Raw genomic sequence first — 19,785 nt, forward strand, 5'->3', positions numbered from 1 at the left:
ATTTTCCTTTAAAATTAAAATTTTTCAAATATGCTTCTATACCAAGGAAGTTCTGGCTTTATAATACTTTGCTTATAAAATTCACTTTCTCTTAGTTTTTGTTCGTAAATTTCTGCACTTTGAGTGTGTCCGGTTCTATAGTATAAATCTTTAATTGTATCATTAAGATAAAAAATCGCTAAATTAAATTTAGTCAGCATAGTTTGCACCAAAGGATTATACTCTGTATCAGGATAATCTTGTAAAAAATCACTGATTTCTTTTTGACTCTCAAGCATTAGTGCTTGATTTCGATTTGGCACCCCAAAAGCATCAAATTTAGCCTTTATTTTTAAATAACGTATATAATCAGCATTGCGAGAACTGCCAAATTTTTTATTATATTCATCCAAATAAAACTCAGCCAATTGATACTCTTCTTCATCAATATGGGCTTGTGCTAAAATTATAAGCGTGGTTTCTAAAAGCGGATTAGAAACGTGTTCGCTGGCCATACCATTATAATGCTCATCAGCCTTTTCTAAATCTTTATCCTGTAAATCTTTAATTATTTGTTTATACCACTCTTTTGCAGTTAAATTATACAAACCCTCATTGGTCTTTACACTACATGAACTTAAAAAAATTCCTATTAAAATAAAAAGAAAAAAATTTTTTTTCATTAATTTACGCCTTTTAAAATATCTTATTAAAATCATTATTTTACGATTATTTTTTGTAAATTATAATAAATTTAGATAAATAAATTTAAAATTTGGAACTAATATTGCTTATTTTATGATAGAATAATGATTATAAATCTTGAGGAGAAAAAATGACCTTAGCTGTTAAATGTCCCATTTTAGGTTTTGAAGAAACTAAAAATATGGAATTTTCAACTATAGATGAAGTATTTGTAAGATTAAAAAGTCTAGATGGCAAAAATTTTTCATTTGTACTTATCAATCCTTATCTTATAAGACCTGATTATGAATTTGATATACCAACTTATTATCAAGAATTGCTTTCTTTAACACCTGATTCTAACATGAAAATTTATAATATAGTAGCCATTGCTAAAAGCATAGAGGAGTCCACTGTAAATTTTTTAGCCCCTGTGGTTATCAATCTTGATAATAATACTATGGTTCAAGTTATACTTGATACAGTTAATTATCCTGATTTTTTTCAAGCTGATCAAATTTCTAACTACATCAAAAAAAATGAAAATGAATAATTAAAATACTTAAAAATATAATTTTTAAATACAAAAATAGCATTTTTTATCCTCAGGGAAATGCTGTTTGTATTTAAAAATTTTTAAATACTAATGAATGAAAAACGCTTTCTCTCTTTTAGAAATAATTATTTCAATTATAATTTTAAGCATAATTTTTATAAGTCTTTCAAAACTATTTTTTTATTTTCACCAAAATGAAAAAAAATTAGATATTTTTCAAAAACTATACACACTCCAAAATGAACTTTATCTAAACCCCAAGCAAAAAGACATTACACTTCATACTCAAGAGTTAAAAGATTTAAAATTTAAAGAACATTATATTGAAAATGATTTGTTTAAATTTAAAAGACTTTACATAAAAGATCAAAATTACACTTTCTATTTTCTACCATGAAAAAAGCTTTTACTCTTTTTGAATTCATCATCGCACTTCTTTTAGCTGGAACAATACTTGCCATACTTTCTAAACCTTTATGGGAATTTTATCAACTCAATAATAAAAATTTAAAATCAAAAGAACTTGTCACCAATACGCATTTAACACTACTTAAAATAGAAAAATTACTCCAATCTTGTATTGATATGAGTCTGATAGATGAGTATTCTATCCATTGTTTTTTAAAAGATGATTTATTGATTCTTGAAGATAAAAAGACACGTTTGCTTAACTCCGCTTTAATTTTAAAAAATAATGCTACTTTATATTCTCCAAAAAGCGATTTACAAACCCAACTTCAAAATAGAAAAGCACTTTATAAGGATGAACAAAACATAGTTTATGGCTTACACAATCATCAAATTAAAAAAATTTTTATTCTATCAGAAAACAATCTTTCAAGTTCTTTTATTGGGGACTTTATACCTATAAGTGCTGAGTTAAATCTCATTTTTAAAGACAATCAAATTCATTATGAAATCAAGCCAAAATTTAACGATGAATTAAAACAAAAAGCCATCTTAGCCGAAAATATAAGTTTTTTCAAAATGCAAAATTCCAAATTAAAAATATGTATGAAAAACCAAAAGCAAGAATATTGTCTTGAAAAAAGATTATTTTTATGAAAAAAGCTTATATTTTAATCACTCTCATAGTTTTAATATCTTTTTTAGGATTTTGGCTGAGTTTAAACACTACACTTTTAAGCTACACGCCAAGATTTATAAGAGATACGTATTATTATTTACAAACACAAATACTCATTGATGAAAAACTCGCCAAATATTTATTATATAAAGCTAAATTAGAAAATAAAGAATGTTTAAATTCCATCACTTTAAACTATCCTAATCCAAATGATAAAATTCAAATCACTTATTATTACCCCATCGCTAAGTGTGAAGATTTTAAACTTATATCCATCAATCAAGACGCAAATTTAAGCAAAGATGGGATTATAATTGCTCATATTAGCATAGCCTTAAATTCTCAAAAAGGAGTTAATGATGAAATTTTAATCAATAAAACCTTCATTTTGCACACAAAAGAAAATTTCTGGCTTAAACCCAAAAAAACTAAATTATACTAGTCTAGACTCTAACTTTTTAGCCAAAGCAACACAAGCTTCAATACTTTGTTTTTCACACACAAAAAGATTTTTAAAATTCAAAAGCTTTTTTGCTGTACTATTTCCAATACTTATAGCGATATCATCTTCATGCAAACTATAATTTTTTAAAAAATTTTCCACACTTAAAGCAGAAGTGAAAATAAATATCGAAGGATGTATTAAAATTTCACCGCTTGATTTAAAAACATTTTCATAAACAATAACTTCATCCAAATCAACACCATTATTTCTTAAATCTAAATTTAAACTCGAAGCTATGATTTTTGCTCTTAAATAAAGACATTTTTTATTTTCCAACTCTTCTTTAAATTCTTGAAAAAAATCACTAGCATAAGATTTTTTAGCAATTTTAATATTTTTAAATCCTAATTTTTGGGCAAAACAAGCCGTATTCTCGCCTATGGTATAAACTTCCATATCCAAATTTAAAGGAATTTTGTTTTTTTGTAGAGCTATTAAAGCATTTTTTGAAGTACAAACTAAAGCATCATATCGATCTAAATTGAGTTTAATATCAAAAAAAACAATCTCATTTAAGATAAGATTTTTCACTCCCTCAAAAGGAGCTTTATTTAGAAGATAAATTGGCACAAAAAGTTTCCTTAAGTTTCTTTGCACTCAAATAAGGATCACTAACTTCCATGATGGCTCTAACAACAGCAATTCCAGTCAAAGCAATACCTTTTAATTCAGATATCACCTCTTCATCAATCCCGCCTATAGCCACTACAGGTATGGGGCTTTTTTTGCAAATTTGCTCTAAAGTTTCTAAACTTATAAGGGAGCTTTCTTTGGTTGGCGTTGCCCTAATTGCACCACAACCCAAATAATCAGCACCTTCTATAAAATCAAGTTGTTCTAAAGTTTTTAAACTTAAACCTATTATTTTTTTCTCTCCCAAAAGCTCCCTTGCGATCTTAACTTGCAAATCTTCTTGTCCTAAATGCACCCCATCGGCATTTAAAGCTAAGGCTATATCGATTCTATCATTAATTAAAAAAGGTATTTTATAAGTTTTACAAAGCTTTTGCACCTTTTTTCCTAGCTCATAAAACTCGCGAGAATTTAGTTCTTTTTCACGCAATTGAATTATACCAACTCCGCCTTTAATAGCATTTTCAAGTATATTTAAAAATACCTCATCGCTTCTTTTTCCTCTGCTTGCAACAAGATATAATTTTAAATCAAGATTATTTTTCACTTAAAAACCTATAAAAATGATTGGTTGGCCCACAACCTTTTCCTAAATTTAAAGAATAATAAATCGCATTTTTAACGTATTCTTTTGCACTACTGACTGCTTCTAACAAATCATAACCCTTAGCCAAATTACTTGCAATAGCTGAAGAAAGAGTACAACCCGTTCCATGTGTATTTTTAGTTTCTATACGCTCACCTTTTAAAATATGGATTTCTTTGCCATCAAAGAGTACATCGTTTGCATTATTTTCACTATGTCCACCTTTAAGTAAAACGGCTTTAGCACCCAAAGTACATAAATATTTTGCCGCCTCTATCATTTCTTCTTCATTTTTTATTTTAAAACCACAAAGAAATTCCGCTTCTGGTATGTTTGGGGTGAGTAAATCCGCAAAAGCAACAATCGTTTTTTTAAAAAAATCACAATTTTCTTCAGGCATTAAAGCGTAACCATTTTTAGCAAACATCACAGGATCAATAACCAAATTTTGCGGTTTGTAAAGCTCTAAATTTTTCGCAACACAGCTCATAAGCTCACAACTTCCTATCATTCCTATCTTAGTTGCCTTTGGCACTATATCTTCAAAAACAGCTAACATTTGCTCATCCACGCTTGAAGTTGGTATATCATGTACTGAAATAACCCTTGCTGTATTTTCAGCCACAACACTTAAAATTACACTCATGCCAAAAAGCTCGTGAGCGCTAAAAGTCTTTAAATCCGCTTGAATTCCAGCTCCACCACTACAATCGCTTCCCGCTATTGTCAAAACAGGAATCAAATCACTCCCTTTTGCTCTCATCATCCCTCCTTTAAAATTTGAATTAATTTTTCACCCTCAAGGCTTAATTTTTTACCCTTAAAAGCGAGTTTTCCAAAAGCAACAATCAAAGCATGAAAAATCTGATAAAGCTCATAAAGCTCATAAAGCTCATAAAGCTCATAAAGCTCATAAGATTTGTTTAAAATTTTACATAAATCTTCTTGTTCGTTTTCTATACCACTTTGAAAAAATTCCCTTAATTCTTCATAATCTTCAAATTCATATCCTAAAAATAAAGCAAGTCTATGAGTGTAACTATCGACAACCAAAATTTCTCTTTTGCAAAGATAGTTTAAAATACTATCCACACTTTCAAAACCTAAACCTTTAATCTTTAAAAGCCATTCTCTAGAAACATTTTCCTTAAAATTATCCAAATCATTATATTTTTTTAAAATCGCTTCAATTAAATCTTTTAAACGCTTTGCTTTGGTATTATAAAATCCACTTGGCTTTATAAGCAATGCAAGTTCATTATTTTCAATTTGACTAATTTGCTCTAAAGAAGTGATTTGAGAATTTCTAAGATTATTTAAAGCTTTTAAGACATTATTCCAATTTGTATTTTGCGTTAAAATAACAGAAATTAATAATTCAACATCACTTAAGCCTTGATTTTCAAGCCAATCAAATTCTTTAAAATCCAAATTTAAACTCAACAATTTTTTAAAGATTTCTGCTCCGTTCATACAATATCCTTTGAGATATTTTGATTTTCATCTATTTTTCTTAAATATGTTAAAATAGCATCGATAACATCATCATCATCTTTGCTTCTTGCTTTGATAAATTCTTTTTCATCATTAAAATTTACAAATTGAATATTTTGTTCAAAATTGCTGATTACTTTAAATTTGCCTAAGGCTAAAATTTTAATCATCATTAAAGATAAAAATTGCTTAGTATAAACATCAAGCTTACCAAAACGATCTTCGATTTCACCTTCGATTTCATAAATTTCATTGATTTCTTCACATTTACTTAAACGACGATAAATTTCAAGCCTAAGACGATCTTCAGAAATCAATTCTGAATTTAAAAAAGCATTGATATTTAATTTTAAATCAATTTTTTTCTCTTCAAAAATTTCTTTTTTTGTTAAAGCATTGAGTTCATCCTCTAGCATTTTCAAATAAAGACTAAGTCCTATTTGTTCCATATGCCCACTTTGATCAATTCCTAATAAATTTCCTCCACCTCTAATCTCAAGATCATGATAAGCCAAAACAGATCCTGCTCCTAAAAAAGAATTGCTTTCTAAAGAGATTAAACGTTTTAAAGCATCTTGAGTGATATTTTCTTTATTTTCAACTAAAAAATAACAATATCCTTGCTTATTACTCCTTCCAACTCTTCCACGCAATTGATGTAAATCAGCCATTCCAAAACGATCACTTTTTTCTACAATCATAGTATTGGCATTGGCCAAATCAATGCCATTTTCAACTATAGAAGTGCTTAAAAGCAAATCATATTCTTTATTTTCAAATTTAAGCATTTCTTCTTCTTGTACTTTTGCATCGATTTTAGAATGTAAGACTAAAATTTTTAAATTTTTAAAAAGTTCAAGCAAATGTTTTTTGCATTGTTCAATACTTGCTATGTGATTGTGAATATAAAAAATTTGCCCTCCACGTCTTAATTCTCTAGAAATAATTTCTTTTAAAAGCGCATCATCGCTTTCTTTAACAAAAGTTCTCACATCCAGTCTGTCTTCTGGCGGGGTTTGCAATACACTATAAGATTTTATAGAGCTTAAAGCCTGATTTAAACTTCTTGGAATAGGAGTAGCTGACATGGATAAAAGATGCGAATTTTGGGTTAATTCTTTTAATTTTTCTTTTTGTTTTACTCCAAATTTATGCTCCTCATCAATAATCACAAGAGCTAGATTTTTACACTGTAAATTTAAAAGCGCATGAGTACCAACAATAACACAAGGTTTTTCTTGATCTAAATATTCTAAAAGTGCTTTTTTCTCTTTAGAATTTGTAAAACGATCAAGCTTAAAAATAGGAATTTCAAAATTTTCAAAACGTTTTTTCAAAGTCTTAAAATGCTGATGTGATAAAAGCGTCGTTGGTGCAAAGAAAAAAACACTAAATCCACTTTTAACCACAGGATAAATGGCATTCATGGCAACTTCAGTTTTACCAAAACCCACATCTCCGCTTAAAAGCCTGTCCATAACTTTACCGCTTTGAAAATCTTGTAAAATTTCCTCACACACCTTAACTTGATCTTCGGTATAGGAAAATCCGGCTTTTGAGGTAAAATATGCCTGTTGGGCATAATCAACTTTGATTGGCTTTGGTTTAATCAAAGATCTTTTAGCCGCCATAGCAACAATCTCAGAAGCAATGGCTAAAAGCTTAACTTTTAATTTTTCTTTTAATTTAATAAAAGTGGTTTTTCCTAGACGATCTAAAAGTGGAATAGAACCACTTGTAGCTAAATATTTGTCTATAAGATATAAATTTTCAACTGGCAAAAGAAGTTTATCGCTATTTTGATATTCAATAGAAACAAATTCTTTTTTAGCTCCCGCTACGCTGATCATCTCAAGACCTAAAAATTTACCCACGCCATAATCTTCATGGACAATAAAATCGCCTTGTTTTAGCTCATCTATGATTAAATTTGCTTTGCGTTTGTATTTTTGTTTTTCTTTTTTATTGAGTGAGATAATCAATTCTTCATGAGTGATTAAATTTAAAATCAACTCACTTTTTGCAAAATGAATATTTGAAAATTCATCTAATTCTAAAGCTTTAAAAAGAGCCTCATTTTTTGCCAATACCGTAATCTTTTTATTTTGATGAAAATAAAAAAAATCTTTATTATAAAAACTTTTCAAATCTTTATATTTTTTTGCTTCAGGTATAATTCTAGCATTGATATTGCTTAAATCTTTTTGCCATTCTTGTTCATCAAATTTTTTAATACTAATAAAATCAAGCTCTAAATAATCATAAAAATCATCTATACACCAAAAGCCCAAAGAATTGATATCATTGATTAAAGTATTACTTTCAAAATGCTCTAAATTATTTTGAAAATTTTCATAATCTGAATTTGAAAAATGGTTTAAAAATGGACAAATTTCAAAACTCTCATATTCTTTGGCTATGGATTTTTGCGTCGCAAGATCAAATTTTCTAATGCTTTCTATCTCTTCATCAAATAATAAAATTCTAATTGGAGTCTCTTCATTGATGCAAAATATATCGATAACCTCACCTCTAATACTCACCTCACCTTTATCTTGCACCATATCAACAAATTCATAGCCTAATTTTACAAGTTCATCACGAAATTCATTGATTTTAAATGTATCTTTTTTAGATACAACATAATTTTTTAAATGATTTTTAGAGGGAAGTTTTTTTAAAACAGTAGATAATGGAGAGATTAAAATTTTATCATTGTTTTCTTTATGATAGGCATTTAAAACTTTACAAATTTCAAAAAGTTCTTTAGAAAATGCCCTTAGATCATCCCCAAATTCAGCTCTAAAATCTGGTAAAACAAAAGTTTTAAAACCTTGATAAAGAGAAACTTGAGTCAATAAAAAAGCTTCTTTATCATTTTCACAAAGCACAAGTTGCGGTGCTTTATTTTCTTGCAAGTATTCAAAAAAATTAGCTTGCATTTATTCTTCTGGTGTATTTTCTATTAATTTAACCGGTTCATCTTGCTTGATCTTACTCACCCCATTAAAGCGTCCGCCATTTTCTATAGCTAATTCTTTAATATTGATATCTCCATTAACCATTCCACCGGTTAAAATTTCTAAACTATTTGCCTCTAATTCGCCCTCAAAATAACCATTTACAACGATTTTATCAGCCTTTAACTCGCCTTTTAAATTACCATTCTTACCGATCACTACAATACTTTCAGAATGTATAACTCCACTAAGCTCTCCATCCACATGGAGCATTGAGGCAAAATAAAATTTACCTTCTATTCTAGCACCTGAAGAAATTACTGTTGTTTCTGAGTTTGAGGTAGATGCTGCGCTGTGACTGCCTTTACTAAAGATTGCCATGGAACTCTCCTTTCTTGATTAAAAAAATTATTCATATTTTTTCTTTGTAAATTTAAAAAATATAATGGTTCTAGAGTTTTATTGATAAATCTCACCTCATAATGCAAATGCGGCCCCGTTGAAAGACCAGTATTTCCACTATATCCTATCAATTGTCCTTTGGTAACAAATTGCCCTGCTTTAACAACATCTCTGCGTGTCATATGTGCAAAAACGGTTTTAAAACCAAAATTATGGAGTAAAATAACATTATAGCCATATCCATTATCGCTATATCCTGCAAATTCCACAACCCCATTTGCTGTAGCATGTACAGGAGTGCCAATTTCTGCTCTTAAATCAATACCTGGATGAAATTCTTTTCTTTTTAAAAGCGGATGTTCTCTCCAACCAAAATTTCCCGTGATACCCTTATTTTCTATAGGCCACCCATTAGGAATTTGCTTTAAAATCTCAACTTGTTGCTCATTGGTTAATTTGAGATTTTCCAATCTATCTGTAATTGTAAGATTATTTTCAGCTTCTAAACCCAAAGCTTCCTCAAAAGAAGCAATTTTATCTTCGATAGCTGCGTATTGCTTTGCTTTTTCTTCAATTTTTTTCTGCATTTGAATATTAGAATGTTCAAGCTCTTTACTTTTTGCCAAAAGTTCTTCTCTTTTTTTACTCACATCTGTAACTTTACTGTCAAGATATTTGATATAAAAACCACTAAAAATTAAAAATAAAAGCACAAAAGCAATAATATAAATAAAAATTTTCTTAATAATCTGATTCAGATAAAAATGTTTAGAACCATTAATATCTGTGATTGTAATTGTAAATTTATTTTTTATCACTCCATTCCTTTAAAAAATTTTCTACTAAAGCAAAAGAACCAAATACTAAAGTTTTTTTCTGTTTTTCTAAAAAATTGAATTCTTCGCATTTGATCCCTAAAATATTAGCTATATTATAAATTTCATTACTTATTAGCTTTCTTTCTATGCTAACATATTTGTATATTTTAATTGTATCAATAATAGGCTTTAATGTTTTTAAAATTTCAAAAACATCTTTATCTTGATAAGAATTATAAACCAAAATTATTTTTTCACCCATAAATTGATCACGCAAAGCAGCAGCTGCCATTACATTATGTCCAACATCTATATATAAATTTGGCTTTAATTGCTCAAGTCGCCCTTTAAGATTTAATCTTCCCAATTTAGCTAAAGCTGCTTTTATTTTTTCCTTAGAAAGCAATATCTCAAAAGCATTTAAAGCTAAGATTAAATTATGTTTTAAATATAAAGGTAAATTATATTTTTGAATATAATTTTGAATTAATGATAAATAATCGCCTTCAAAATTTGAAGCAAAGATAAGATCAATATTTTTTAGTTTAGCAATTTTTTTTGCCATTTGCAAAACAACTTCTTCTTGCTCTGATGAAATTAAAGTTTTTTTTGACATAACTTTAAGTTTAGTTCTTGCAATTTCTTCCAAAGAATCACCTAAAATTTGCATATGATCAAAACCTATTTTTGTAAAAATGCTCATTTTTTTTTCAAAAACTGAAGTTGCATCATATTCTCCACCTAAACCTGCTTCAAATATAACATAATCACATTCTCTAAAAAGCACAGCTGCAAGAAAAGTAGCGTATTCAAAATAACTTAGCTTATTTAATTCTTCTTTGAAAATTTTTTCCAATTGCTCATGGGCTTGTTCTAATTCCTCATCACTAACTATATCTTTATTTTTATAAAAACGTTCCTTAAAGTCAAATATATGAGGACTGGTATAATGTCCAACGCTATATCCTACGTTTTCTAAAAGTTGGGTTAAAAAACGTCCGGTGCTTCCTTTACCATTGGTTCCAATGATTTGAATTACTGGTTTTAATAAAAGTTGATTCTTGTATTTTTCATACATTCTAAACATTAAAAAACGATCAATTCTATCATAGCAAAGACTTTTCTTTGCTAAAAAATCATTCACCTTATTCTGTATCATTTTTTTGATTTAAATCAGCAATTTGGCTTATTAATTCTTCTAAGATATTAATATCTGGATTACTTTGCTTATCTAAATAAGCTGTATCAATCTTTGGCGTAATAACATCTTGCTTATAAATAAAACGAAAATTCTCAATAGTCTTTAAATTATCATTTACAAGCCTAGAAACTTCTTCTTTGCTTTTTCCTGGAGAAATAATCAAATAACTTTTTTCATCAATCATCCAAAGTTCATCAAATTCATTGCAACTATCTTTTAAAATTTTTTTAAAACGAACAAAAATTTCATTTAAACTCCCAACCCCATATTTTTCCATAATAAAACGATAGTTTTGTATAGAGAATAAAGCTAATGCATAATTTACTTTATATTTTTTAAAATTTTCATCCAATTTCTCAAGCTCTTTAACAACGGTCCAAGATTCTCTCTCTTCAAGACTTTGAGTGAATTCAATTTGGGTATTTAAAGAATTAATCTTTTCACTAAGCTGCTCAAGCTTTTTCTTTAAAAACTCAAAACTAATCTTAACCTCACCCTTTTCATCTGGATTTAAAGTGTTAACAAAATCCATATTTTGCTGATTAGTCTTATTTAATAAGCTAAAAAGCTCATAGATCTTTTTTAAATTCTCATTGAAAAAATTTAAATTTTTTTGCACATACATATTATCAACCATCACTCGGTGACTAACAATTTCTAAAAGTTCATTTTTAAAATTATTTTCATTGATTAAAAAAGCTTTTTTAGATAAATTTTGTGAAAACCCTTGAATTTTAAGATCATCCACCAAAGAAGGATTTAAACAAGACGTTAAAAGTTCGCAAAAATATTCTAAATTTCTTTCTCCAAGTTTATTTAAAAGTTTCTTAATTACTGTGTCAAAATCATCAAATTTACCAATACCGTACTTTCTTATCTCATTATCAAAATCATTTTCTTCATAACTTTTTTCCAATTCTTTCCATTTTTTGGAAAGCAAATAAATACTTTCGCTATCCATAGTTTTAGAAATTCTTATCGAAGTAATTTTTGCTAAATCTCTAATTTTTTTATCTTTGCTTACTTGTAAGGCCTTGCATAGAGTGGATAAAAAATCAAAAAATTCACTAAATTGCTTTCCACTTTGTCTATTAAGCACAGAAATTAAAAAAGTTATCAATTCCTCAATAGTACGAACAGGTTTTGAATCAAGCTCTTGTTGATAATTTGATAAAAGCAAAGCTTTATATTTTTCCAATTTTACTTTGTTTAAGGTTGTAAGTTTATCTTTTTGTGCAATTTCTTCAAATACTTCAGTATAATTTTCAGGAGTAGGACGTAACTTTCTTTCCTTTAAAGCAATTAAAGTTTTTTTTGCGATTTCATTAATGTTGGGCAGCACGCTTATGACCTTTAATAGCTATAGCTGAAATAAATTCATCAAAAGCTTCACTTGAAGCAGAACGGATAGCATCATAGCGTGCAGAATCACTTATGATACTATTAGGTGAAATATCAAAATTATAACTACCGCTTGTATTAAAATGCTCACTTGTGCCATCTTTAAAGATAACATAAAATTCCAAATTTAATCTAGCTTTATAGCTTACAACATAGCCATTCTTATCATAAATTAAAGGAATAAAATCAAGATTATCCATCTTAACATTGATAATATCATCAGCCTCATGCTTTAAGGCAAGTTTTCTTCCAAGTTTAGAAATAACCATTTCCTTAAGAGTATCAGCCACAAAAATACTATTTTTAGGATCTTGAAGGTTTAATTCTACATTAACATAAACCTTCTCATCAAAGATATTATCGGCTATTTTTGAAGTTGGAACATAGCCACAAGCTGAAAAAAACAACACTATAAAACTAATAAAAACTTTCTTCATTTAATCACCAAATTAACCAATTTTCCTTCAATATAAATTTCTTTGACTATATTTTTATCTTGAATCCATTTAAAAACGCTTTCTTTAGCTATTTTTAGAATTTCATCTTTACTAGCAGAACTTGAAATTTCTATCTCTGCACGTTTTTTTCCATTAACACTTACGGCTAAATTTAGTATATCTTTTACAAAAACTTCTTCTTTTAATTCTAAAATTTTAAAATTTTCACATCCAAAAAGGTGCTCACTTAATTCAAAGCAAACATGAGGAATAATAGGCTCTAAAATATTTAAGATGATATAAAAAGCTTCTTGTTCTAAAGCTTCATTCTTGCAATTTGAAAGTGCGTTTAAAGCCTCCATGCAAGATGCAATCAAAGTATTAAATGCAAAGGTTTGAGTATATACTTCTTCAGATTTTTTCAAAGCTTCATATACTTTTAATCTCGCATATTTTTCTTCTTTATTTAAATTTTCTTGCTTAAGCTCTAAAAGCTTTCCTTTTTTAACATTTTGCGCCTTATCATAAAGTCTGCAAATAAATCTATAGGCACCCTCAAGCGCATCATCATTCCACTCTAACTCTTTCGCAGGTGGTGCAGCAAATAAAATAAATAATCTTGCCGTATCGGCTCCATATTTTTTAATAATATCATCAGGATCTACAACATTGCCTTTAGACTTTGACATCTTAGCCCCATCCTTTAAAACCATACCTTGAGTTAAAAGTCTATCAAAAGGCTCACTATCATTTAAATATCCTAAATCTCTCAAAGCTTTTTGAAAAAATCTTGCATAAAGCAAATGTAAAATAGCATGTTCAATGCCGCCAATATATTGATCAACATTCATCCAATATTTCATACTTGACTCATCCAAGGCTTTTTCTTGCCAAGTTTTCTCATCACTTGCAAAACGTGCAAAATACCAAGAACTTTCAAAAAAAGTATCTAAAGTATCTGTTTCTTTGCAGGCTTTAAGACCACATTTTGGACAAGTACATTCTTTCCAAGTTGGGTGCTTTTCTAAAGGATTTCCTTCTCCGGTGATCTCTATATCTTCAGGTAAAACAACAGGAAGATTTTCTATTTTTTGTGGAACTATGCCACATTTTTCACATTTAATCATAGGAATAGGAGCACCCCAATACCTTTGACGCGAAACCCCCCAATCTCGAATTTTAAAATTAATGGTTCTTTTCCCTATATTTTCCTTCTCAAATAAAGCAATGATTTTATCTCTTGCTATATTACACTCAATTTCGCTAAATTCACCACTTTCTATGAGTTTTCCTGATTTTTGTGTATATGGAAGTTTGGAATCACACTCGATCACTTTTTTAATTTCAAGCTTATATTTGTTTGCAAATTCAAAATCCCTCTCATCGTGTGCAGGAACAGCCATAACTGCACCACTCCCATAATCAGATAAAACAAAATTAGCAACCCATACAGGAATTTTTTCTTTTGTTAAGGGGTGCAAAGCGTAAATATCTAAAAAATAGCCCTCTTTTTCAGCACTTTGTCTTTCTCTTGGAGTTTGATTTTGAATTTGCTTGATTTTTTCGATTAGCTTAGAATCTAAATGAGAATGATTCATAAGATTTTGGACAATTTTATGATCAACTGATAAAGCAATATAACTTACCCCATATATCGTATCAGCACGTGTAGTGAAAACATTAATATGATCTTCTTGGCTTTTTTCTTGGCTTTTTTCATCTAAAATAAGCTTAAATTCAAGACCTTCACTTTTACCTATCCAGTTTTCTTGCATTGTTAATACTTGATTTGGCCACTTATCCTTCAAATTTTTAAGCTCTTTTAAAAGCTCATCTGTATAAGCTGTGATTTTTACATAATATCCTGGCATCTTTTTTTGGACAACTTCATGCCCACAACGCCAACATTTTCCATCTTCAACTTGCTCATTTGCTAAAACCGTTTGATCTTGCTCACACCAATTAACATTAGCTTCTTTAGTATAAATCAAGCCTTTTTCATACATTTTAATAAAAAATTCTTGTTCAAATTTTGTATAAAGTGGATCAGAAGTAGCTAAAATTCTTTTTTTTGAAAAAGAAAAACCTAAAGAAAAAAGTTCATTTTTCATATAATCTATATTTTCATAAGTCCAAGATTTTGGATGCACCTTATGTTTAATCGCAGCATTTTCAGCGGGCATACCAAAACTATCAAAACCGATAGGATGCAAAACATTGTAACCTATTTTTCGGTAATATCTCGATATAGCATCCCCTATGCTATAATTTCTAACATGTCCCATGTGGATGCGCCCACTTGGATAAGGAAACATTGATAAAATATATTTTTTAGGCAAAGAAAAATCATTTTTTGGTTCAAAATAATCATTTTGATCCCAAATTTCTTGCCATTTTTTTTCTATACTCTTTGCTTCATAAGCCATCAATTATTCTCCTTAAACTATTCCTTTTTCATACATAGAACGATTACGTTCTTTTTCTTGTTTTCTTTTGAGTTTTTCAAGCTCTTTATTTCTAAAATCAAGCACATTAAATTTAAACCAAAGTAAAGTCGGACTTGCTACGAAAATAGAACTTAAGGTTCCTGCTACAATACCCACTATAAGCGCTAAAGAAAATCCTTGTATCATTTCTCCGCCAAAAAAATACAAAATAACTACTGTAGCTAAAGTAAGCCCTGATGTTAAAATAGTCCTTGATAAAGTTGCCGATACACTTTCATTAATAATAGGTGCAAGCTCTGTTCTTTTGCTTGTTTTAATCCCTTCTCTTATCCTATCAAAAATAATGATTGTATCATTTAAAGAATATCCAAGCACAGTTAAAACTGCAGCTAAAGTATCCAAATTAACATCGATCTTAAAAAGAGAAATCGCACCCAAAGTTATGATCACATCGTGAATTTCACTAATAATTGCAGCCATAGCAAAACGCCACTCAAAACGAACTGCTAAATAAATTAAAATAGCGATCAATGAAATAACAACAGCAGTAATCCCTTTATTTCTAAGCTCATCTCCAACTTTTGGGCCTACAACATCAGCTCTACGAACTTCGAATTTTCCAGTATCTTTTAAAATTTCACTGATATAAGCGCTAATATCATTTCCTAGACTATCATTACTTCCTAAAAAACGAATGGTTACTTCATCTTTATTGCCAAATTCTGTCACAGATAGACTTTGAAAACCACCTTTTTTTTCTAAAAGCTCACGAATTTGAGGTATAGGGGCAACTTCATTATCATATTTAAGCTGGATCAAAGTTCCTCCACTAAAATCAATACCGTATTGCAAACCTCTATCCCAAAGTAAATAAATTGATCCAAAAAATAGAAAAAAAGAAAGAGAAATTGCAGCAAATCGCATTCTCATAAAATCATAAATTTTCTTTTCGCTAAAAAACTGCATTATTTTCTCCTATATCCAAACCAAAATTTTGTATCATTGCTTTTTTCAATACGATGCATAAATAAATCAAACATTCCATGAGTTCCTAAAATAGCAGTGATCATAGAAACAACTATACCTATACCCAAAGTTACAGCAAAGCCTTTAACCGATCCTGTTCCATAAATATAAAGCACAACTGAAGTAACCAAAGAAGTAATATTAGAATCCACAATGGCACTCATAGCATTTTTATAGCCTTGCTCTATACTTGTTTTTATTTTTACTCCATCTCGCAAAAGCTCTCGGATACGTTCATTGATAATTACATTAGCATCCACAGCCATCCCTACAGTTAAAACAAGTCCTGCCATACCTGGTAGAGTTAAAGTAGCTCCAAACATTGCCATAATAGCAACAACAACTAAAATATTAACTATCATTGCAATATTAGCAAAAACTCCAGCTACGCGGTAATAAATTATCATAAAAACTATAATAAAAATAGACGCACCCGTTAAGGCCATCATACTCATTTTTATACTATCAGCACCTAAAGATGGTCCTATACTTCTTTGTTCTAAAAGTTTAACCGGTGCCAATAAAGCTCCACTTCTTAAAGCTACAGCTACATCACGGGCTTCTTCTTGGGTAAAAGCTCCACTAATTTGACCACTTCCTCCGCCTATTCTTTCATTAATAGATGGAGCAGAATAAACTTTATTATCCAGCACGATTGCTAAACGTTTGCCAACATGAGATCCTGTATAATCAGCAAATTTTTTTGCACCTTCAGAATTTAAAGTAAAATTAATCACCGGATAATTACTTTTATCACTAAAACCAACCCTAGCATCTGTCAGCATTGATCCATCTAAAATAGGAACACTTTTTAACGGATATTTTAAATTTGGATTTCTAGAATCTGGGACTAAAATAAGCCCATAACTCGCTGCCTCTGCATCGCTCATAGTTGCAGCTTCTCCCATTTTAGAATCATCCACTTCCATAAGTTGCAAATGTGCTGCTTTGGTAATACGTTCCTTTGCTCTTAATTCATCTTCTTTGGTTTTAATACCTGCAAGTTCAACCAAAATTTTATCTTCACCCTGTCTAGCAACTGTAGGTTCAGCAAGTCCAAATTGATCCAAACGATTTCTGATTGTCTCAACAGCTTGCAAAAGTGCAAAATTTTCGATATTTTTAACTTCTTCTTGGGTAAAAGAAATTTGATAATGCATATTTTCATTTTGGATTTTTAAACCCTTGATTTCCTTAAGTAATTCATCTACTTTAGATACATCTGCATTATCAAGTAAGGTAAATTCTAATTTATCTCCATGAGTGCTTAATCCATCATTTAAAATATTCTCTTTATTAAAAGAATAATTTAAAGAAGAGGCAATAGACTTGATTTTAGATTTTACTGCTTCTTCATTATCCACCCCCAAAAGCATATAAAGTCCGCCTTGTAAATCAAGACCTAGATTAATTTTGGCGCCTTTTTGAGATTGCAAAAAAGAAGGAAGTGAAAAAATCACTCCAAAGATAAAAACCGCTATAAAAACAATCAGTCTATAGGTTAGTTTAGAATTACGCATCAATTTTCTTTGCTACAAATTCTCGCGAAATTTTCGCAGTAACATTGTCTTCATTAAGCTTAACTTTGATAAAATCCTCTTCTGGTTTTACAACTTCACAAATAAGTCCACCAGTAGTAATGATTTTATCGCCTTTTTGCAAAGAATTAAGCATATCTTTATGAGTTTTTGCTTGTTTTTGCTGCGGTCTTATTACTAAAAAATAAAAAATAGCAAATAAAACAACAAGAGGTAACAATGAGGTTAAAATTGACTTTTCTTCCATATTTTTCCTTTATTCCAAAAAAATTAAATACTAATTCTACCATTTTTAAAATAATAAAAGTCTTTTTTGTTGCAATTTTACTTTCAAATCCAATTTATTTATCTTTTTTTGAAAACATTTTTACCCAAACTATAAGTCCATTTTTAGCGATTTGGGGCTTAATATTACTTTTAAAACATAAAAAAGCCAAAGAATACTTTTGGATAGGTTTTTTTACAGGAATACTTTGGTTTTGGTGGATAGGGCTTTCCTCAATTTATTTTAATCTTAGTTATTTAGTTCCCATTATCATCTTTTTTATAGGATTGTTTTATGGCTTACTTTTTAGAATTTGTCATTGGTTGAAATTTGATTTTTTAAGACTTTGTGGAATTTTTTGCCTTAGTTTTATCCATCCCTTTGGGTTTGATTGGCTAAATTGGGGAATATTTACCGTTTATGGTTTTTTTGATACAAGTTATAAGGGCATTATTTCTATTTTTCTAATCGCTTATTTTATTTATGAAGGTTATATTTCAAGATATTACAAAATAGCTATAGTTTTAATTTTGTTTTTCATGGGATTACAATACCATGAAAAACAAGCTCAAAAACTAGACATATCTTATAAATTAATCAATACAAATATATCTCAAGATCAAAAATTTTTAGTAGAAAATATAAAATCCAATACAGAATTTCTTTTAAAAGAAATCATTGAAGCAATTAAAGAAAACAAAAAATTGGTGATTTTACCTGAAACCGCTTTTCCTTTTGATTTGAAAAATACTCCTTATGAAAATTTACTCAAAAATTTATCTTATCAAATCACAATTATTACTGGAGCTTTTAATAGCGAAAACGATCATATTTACAACAGCACTTATATTTTTAAAGAAGGCAATGTTTATATACTTAATAAACATTATCTAGTTCCATTTGGAGAAGAAATTCCAATCTTTAAAAATCTCATTCAAAAATATTTTTTACCTAACACTCAAGAATTTTCTAAAGGTCCTATTCAAAGTAAATATAAACTCGATCATAAAATCATCACCAATGCAATTTGCTATGAAGCAACCAAAGAAAAAAATTATCAAAATTCTCAAATTATCATAGCCATAAGCAACAATGCTTGGTTTAATCATTCAAGTGAATATAAACTTCAACAATTATTGATGAAATTTTATGCAAGCAAATATGGAGTAAGCGTTTATCATGCAGTTAATGGCAAAGAAAATGCCCTAATAACCCCTAAAAAAATGTTAAGCAAAAGTTGGATGAAAGTATTTAAGAAATTTCATAAATCTTAATCATCCAACTCTTCACACATTTTTTTAAATTCTTGATAATACTTCCAAGAAGCTACTATGTCAGGACGATGTTGCTTGATATAGGACAAATGATTTAAATTCATAATTTGCATGAATTTTGTTCTTAAAAAATGATTATTTTTTAAGAACAATAAAATATCTTTTTCTGATAATTTTTTATTTTTTTATGAAAATTATAATTTTATTACATTAATTAAATTTAAAAATTTATTTAAAATCATATAGCTTATTTTTTGTAGTCAAATATTTTATCTTTAATACCGTTCTATTCAAATTTTTAGATAGAATATATTTTTATGCTATTAAATAAAACTAAATACTCAATCACCCATTTTTATTATATTAATTATCACCTAATCCAAGCTAAATGATTTTTGATTCTTTCTATGGCTGAATTGGGGTTTTGCATGGTGAGGATCCTTAGATTAGATATAATAAATTTATAAATAAAGATATTATATAAAAATTTGA

Annotated in this window: 19 protein-coding genes and 1 pseudogene; 4 read left to right on the forward strand and 16 right to left on the reverse strand. The window is 28.8% G+C overall.

The window, feature by feature from the left end; genetic code table 11:
* Positions 1 to 14: 14 nt before the first annotated feature.
* Positions 15 to 662 carry an outer membrane protein assembly factor BamD gene (locus CQA75_RS02160; protein WP_137623418.1) on the reverse strand — a complete coding sequence of 216 codons (648 nt, stop codon included), beginning with the start codon at positions 660 to 662 and terminating at the stop codon, positions 15 to 17.
* Positions 663 to 814: 152 nt separating this feature from the next.
* On the opposite strand from CQA75_RS02160, the gene fliW reads away from it, so the two are divergent.
* From fliW to CQA75_RS02180, 3 genes are all read left to right on the forward strand, one after another.
* Positions 815 to 1,216: a flagellar assembly protein FliW gene (gene fliW / locus CQA75_RS02165; RefSeq protein WP_137623419.1), complete on the forward strand. Its 402-nt coding sequence runs from the start codon at positions 815 to 817 to the stop codon at positions 1,214 to 1,216.
* Positions 1,217 to 1,612: 396 nt separating this feature from the next.
* Positions 1,613 to 2,284: a hypothetical protein gene (locus CQA75_RS02175; RefSeq protein WP_137623421.1), complete on the forward strand. Its 672-nt coding sequence runs from the start codon at positions 1,613 to 1,615 to the stop codon at positions 2,282 to 2,284.
* Positions 2,281 to 2,748 (forward strand): hypothetical protein, encoded by a 468-nt coding sequence (locus tag CQA75_RS02180; protein ID WP_137623422.1) that lies wholly within the window; start codon positions 2,281 to 2,283, stop codon positions 2,746 to 2,748. Before CQA75_RS02175 ends, CQA75_RS02180 begins: the two co-directional genes overlap by 4 nt.
* Here the strand turns inward: CQA75_RS02180 and CQA75_RS02185 are convergent.
* From CQA75_RS02185 to yajC, 14 genes are read right to left on the reverse strand one after another with little or no spacing between them, the layout of a single operon-like run.
* Entirely contained in the window at positions 2,740 to 3,381 is a 642-nt protein-coding gene (locus CQA75_RS02185; RefSeq protein ID WP_137623423.1) for a uroporphyrinogen-III synthase, read from the reverse strand. The genes CQA75_RS02180 and CQA75_RS02185 overlap by 9 nt on opposite strands.
* The gene (gene thiE / locus CQA75_RS02190) at positions 3,359 to 3,991 is read right to left on the reverse strand and encodes a thiamine phosphate synthase (protein WP_137623424.1); all 633 of its coding nucleotides are present in this window, start codon (positions 3,989 to 3,991) and stop codon (positions 3,359 to 3,361) included. Before thiE ends, CQA75_RS02185 begins: the two co-directional genes overlap by 23 nt.
* Positions 3,981 to 4,793, reverse strand: a complete 813-nt coding sequence (thiD, locus tag CQA75_RS02195) for a bifunctional hydroxymethylpyrimidine kinase/phosphomethylpyrimidine kinase (RefSeq protein WP_137623425.1) — start codon at positions 4,791 to 4,793, stop codon at positions 3,981 to 3,983. Before thiD ends, thiE begins: the two co-directional genes overlap by 11 nt.
* A complete protein-coding gene (locus tag CQA75_RS02200; RefSeq protein WP_137623426.1) occupies positions 4,793 to 5,503 on the reverse strand; it encodes an endonuclease III domain-containing protein in 711 nt (236 codons plus the stop codon). Before CQA75_RS02200 ends, thiD begins: the two co-directional genes overlap by 1 nt.
* Positions 5,500 to 8,466, reverse strand: a complete 2,967-nt coding sequence (locus CQA75_RS02205; RefSeq protein WP_137623427.1) for a DEAD/DEAH box helicase — start codon at positions 8,464 to 8,466, stop codon at positions 5,500 to 5,502. Before CQA75_RS02205 ends, CQA75_RS02200 begins: the two co-directional genes overlap by 4 nt.
* Positions 8,467 to 8,865 carry a bactofilin family protein gene (locus tag CQA75_RS02210; protein WP_137623428.1) on the reverse strand — a complete coding sequence of 133 codons (399 nt, stop codon included), beginning with the start codon at positions 8,863 to 8,865 and terminating at the stop codon, positions 8,467 to 8,469.
* A complete protein-coding gene (gene pgp4, locus CQA75_RS02215) occupies positions 8,802 to 9,704 on the reverse strand; it encodes a peptidoglycan metallopeptidase Pgp4 (RefSeq protein ID WP_137623429.1) in 903 nt (300 codons plus the stop codon). The genes CQA75_RS02210 and pgp4 overlap by 64 nt, the downstream gene beginning before the upstream one ends.
* Positions 9,691 to 10,863, reverse strand: coding sequence for a Mur ligase family protein (locus CQA75_RS02220; protein ID WP_407920016.1), 1,173 nt, complete (start codon positions 10,861 to 10,863; stop codon positions 9,691 to 9,693). The genes pgp4 and CQA75_RS02220 overlap by 14 nt, the downstream gene beginning before the upstream one ends.
* Positions 10,850 to 12,247 carry a hypothetical protein gene (locus CQA75_RS02225; protein WP_137623431.1) on the reverse strand — a complete coding sequence of 466 codons (1,398 nt, stop codon included), beginning with the start codon at positions 12,245 to 12,247 and terminating at the stop codon, positions 10,850 to 10,852. The genes CQA75_RS02220 and CQA75_RS02225 overlap by 14 nt, the downstream gene beginning before the upstream one ends.
* Entirely contained in the window at positions 12,231 to 12,743 is a 513-nt protein-coding gene (gene lptE, locus CQA75_RS02230; protein ID WP_137623432.1) for an LPS assembly lipoprotein LptE, read from the reverse strand. Before lptE ends, CQA75_RS02225 begins: the two co-directional genes overlap by 17 nt.
* The gene (gene leuS, locus CQA75_RS02235) at positions 12,740 to 15,169 is read right to left on the reverse strand and encodes a leucine--tRNA ligase (RefSeq protein WP_137623479.1); all 2,430 of its coding nucleotides are present in this window, start codon (positions 15,167 to 15,169) and stop codon (positions 12,740 to 12,742) included. The genes lptE and leuS overlap by 4 nt, the downstream gene beginning before the upstream one ends.
* Positions 15,170 to 15,181: 12 nt before the next feature.
* Positions 15,182 to 16,156: a protein translocase subunit SecF gene (secF, locus tag CQA75_RS02240; RefSeq protein ID WP_137623433.1), complete on the reverse strand. Its 975-nt coding sequence runs from the start codon at positions 16,154 to 16,156 to the stop codon at positions 15,182 to 15,184.
* The gene (gene secD, locus CQA75_RS02245) at positions 16,156 to 17,736 is read right to left on the reverse strand and encodes a protein translocase subunit SecD (RefSeq protein WP_137623434.1); all 1,581 of its coding nucleotides are present in this window, start codon (positions 17,734 to 17,736) and stop codon (positions 16,156 to 16,158) included. Before secD ends, secF begins: the two co-directional genes overlap by 1 nt.
* Entirely contained in the window at positions 17,729 to 18,001 is a 273-nt protein-coding gene (gene yajC / locus CQA75_RS02250) for a preprotein translocase subunit YajC (RefSeq protein WP_137623435.1), read from the reverse strand. The genes secD and yajC overlap by 8 nt, the downstream gene beginning before the upstream one ends.
* Here yajC and CQA75_RS02255 point away from each other — a divergent pair.
* Entirely contained in the window at positions 17,974 to 19,293 is a 1,320-nt protein-coding gene (locus CQA75_RS02255) for an apolipoprotein N-acyltransferase (protein ID WP_137623436.1), read from the forward strand. The genes yajC and CQA75_RS02255 overlap by 28 nt on opposite strands.
* Here the strand turns inward: CQA75_RS02255 and CQA75_RS02260 are convergent.
* Positions 19,290 to 19,466 (reverse strand): annotated as a pseudogene (locus tag CQA75_RS02260) (DUF2972 domain-containing protein); the annotation flags it as partial. The gene CQA75_RS02255 and the pseudogene CQA75_RS02260 overlap by 4 nt on opposite strands.
* Positions 19,467 to 19,785 lie beyond the last annotated feature (319 nt).

The sequence above is a fragment of the Campylobacter taeniopygiae genome (assembly GCF_005406225.1).
GTDB lineage: Bacteria > Campylobacterota > Campylobacteria > Campylobacterales > Campylobacteraceae > Campylobacter_D > Campylobacter_D taeniopygiae.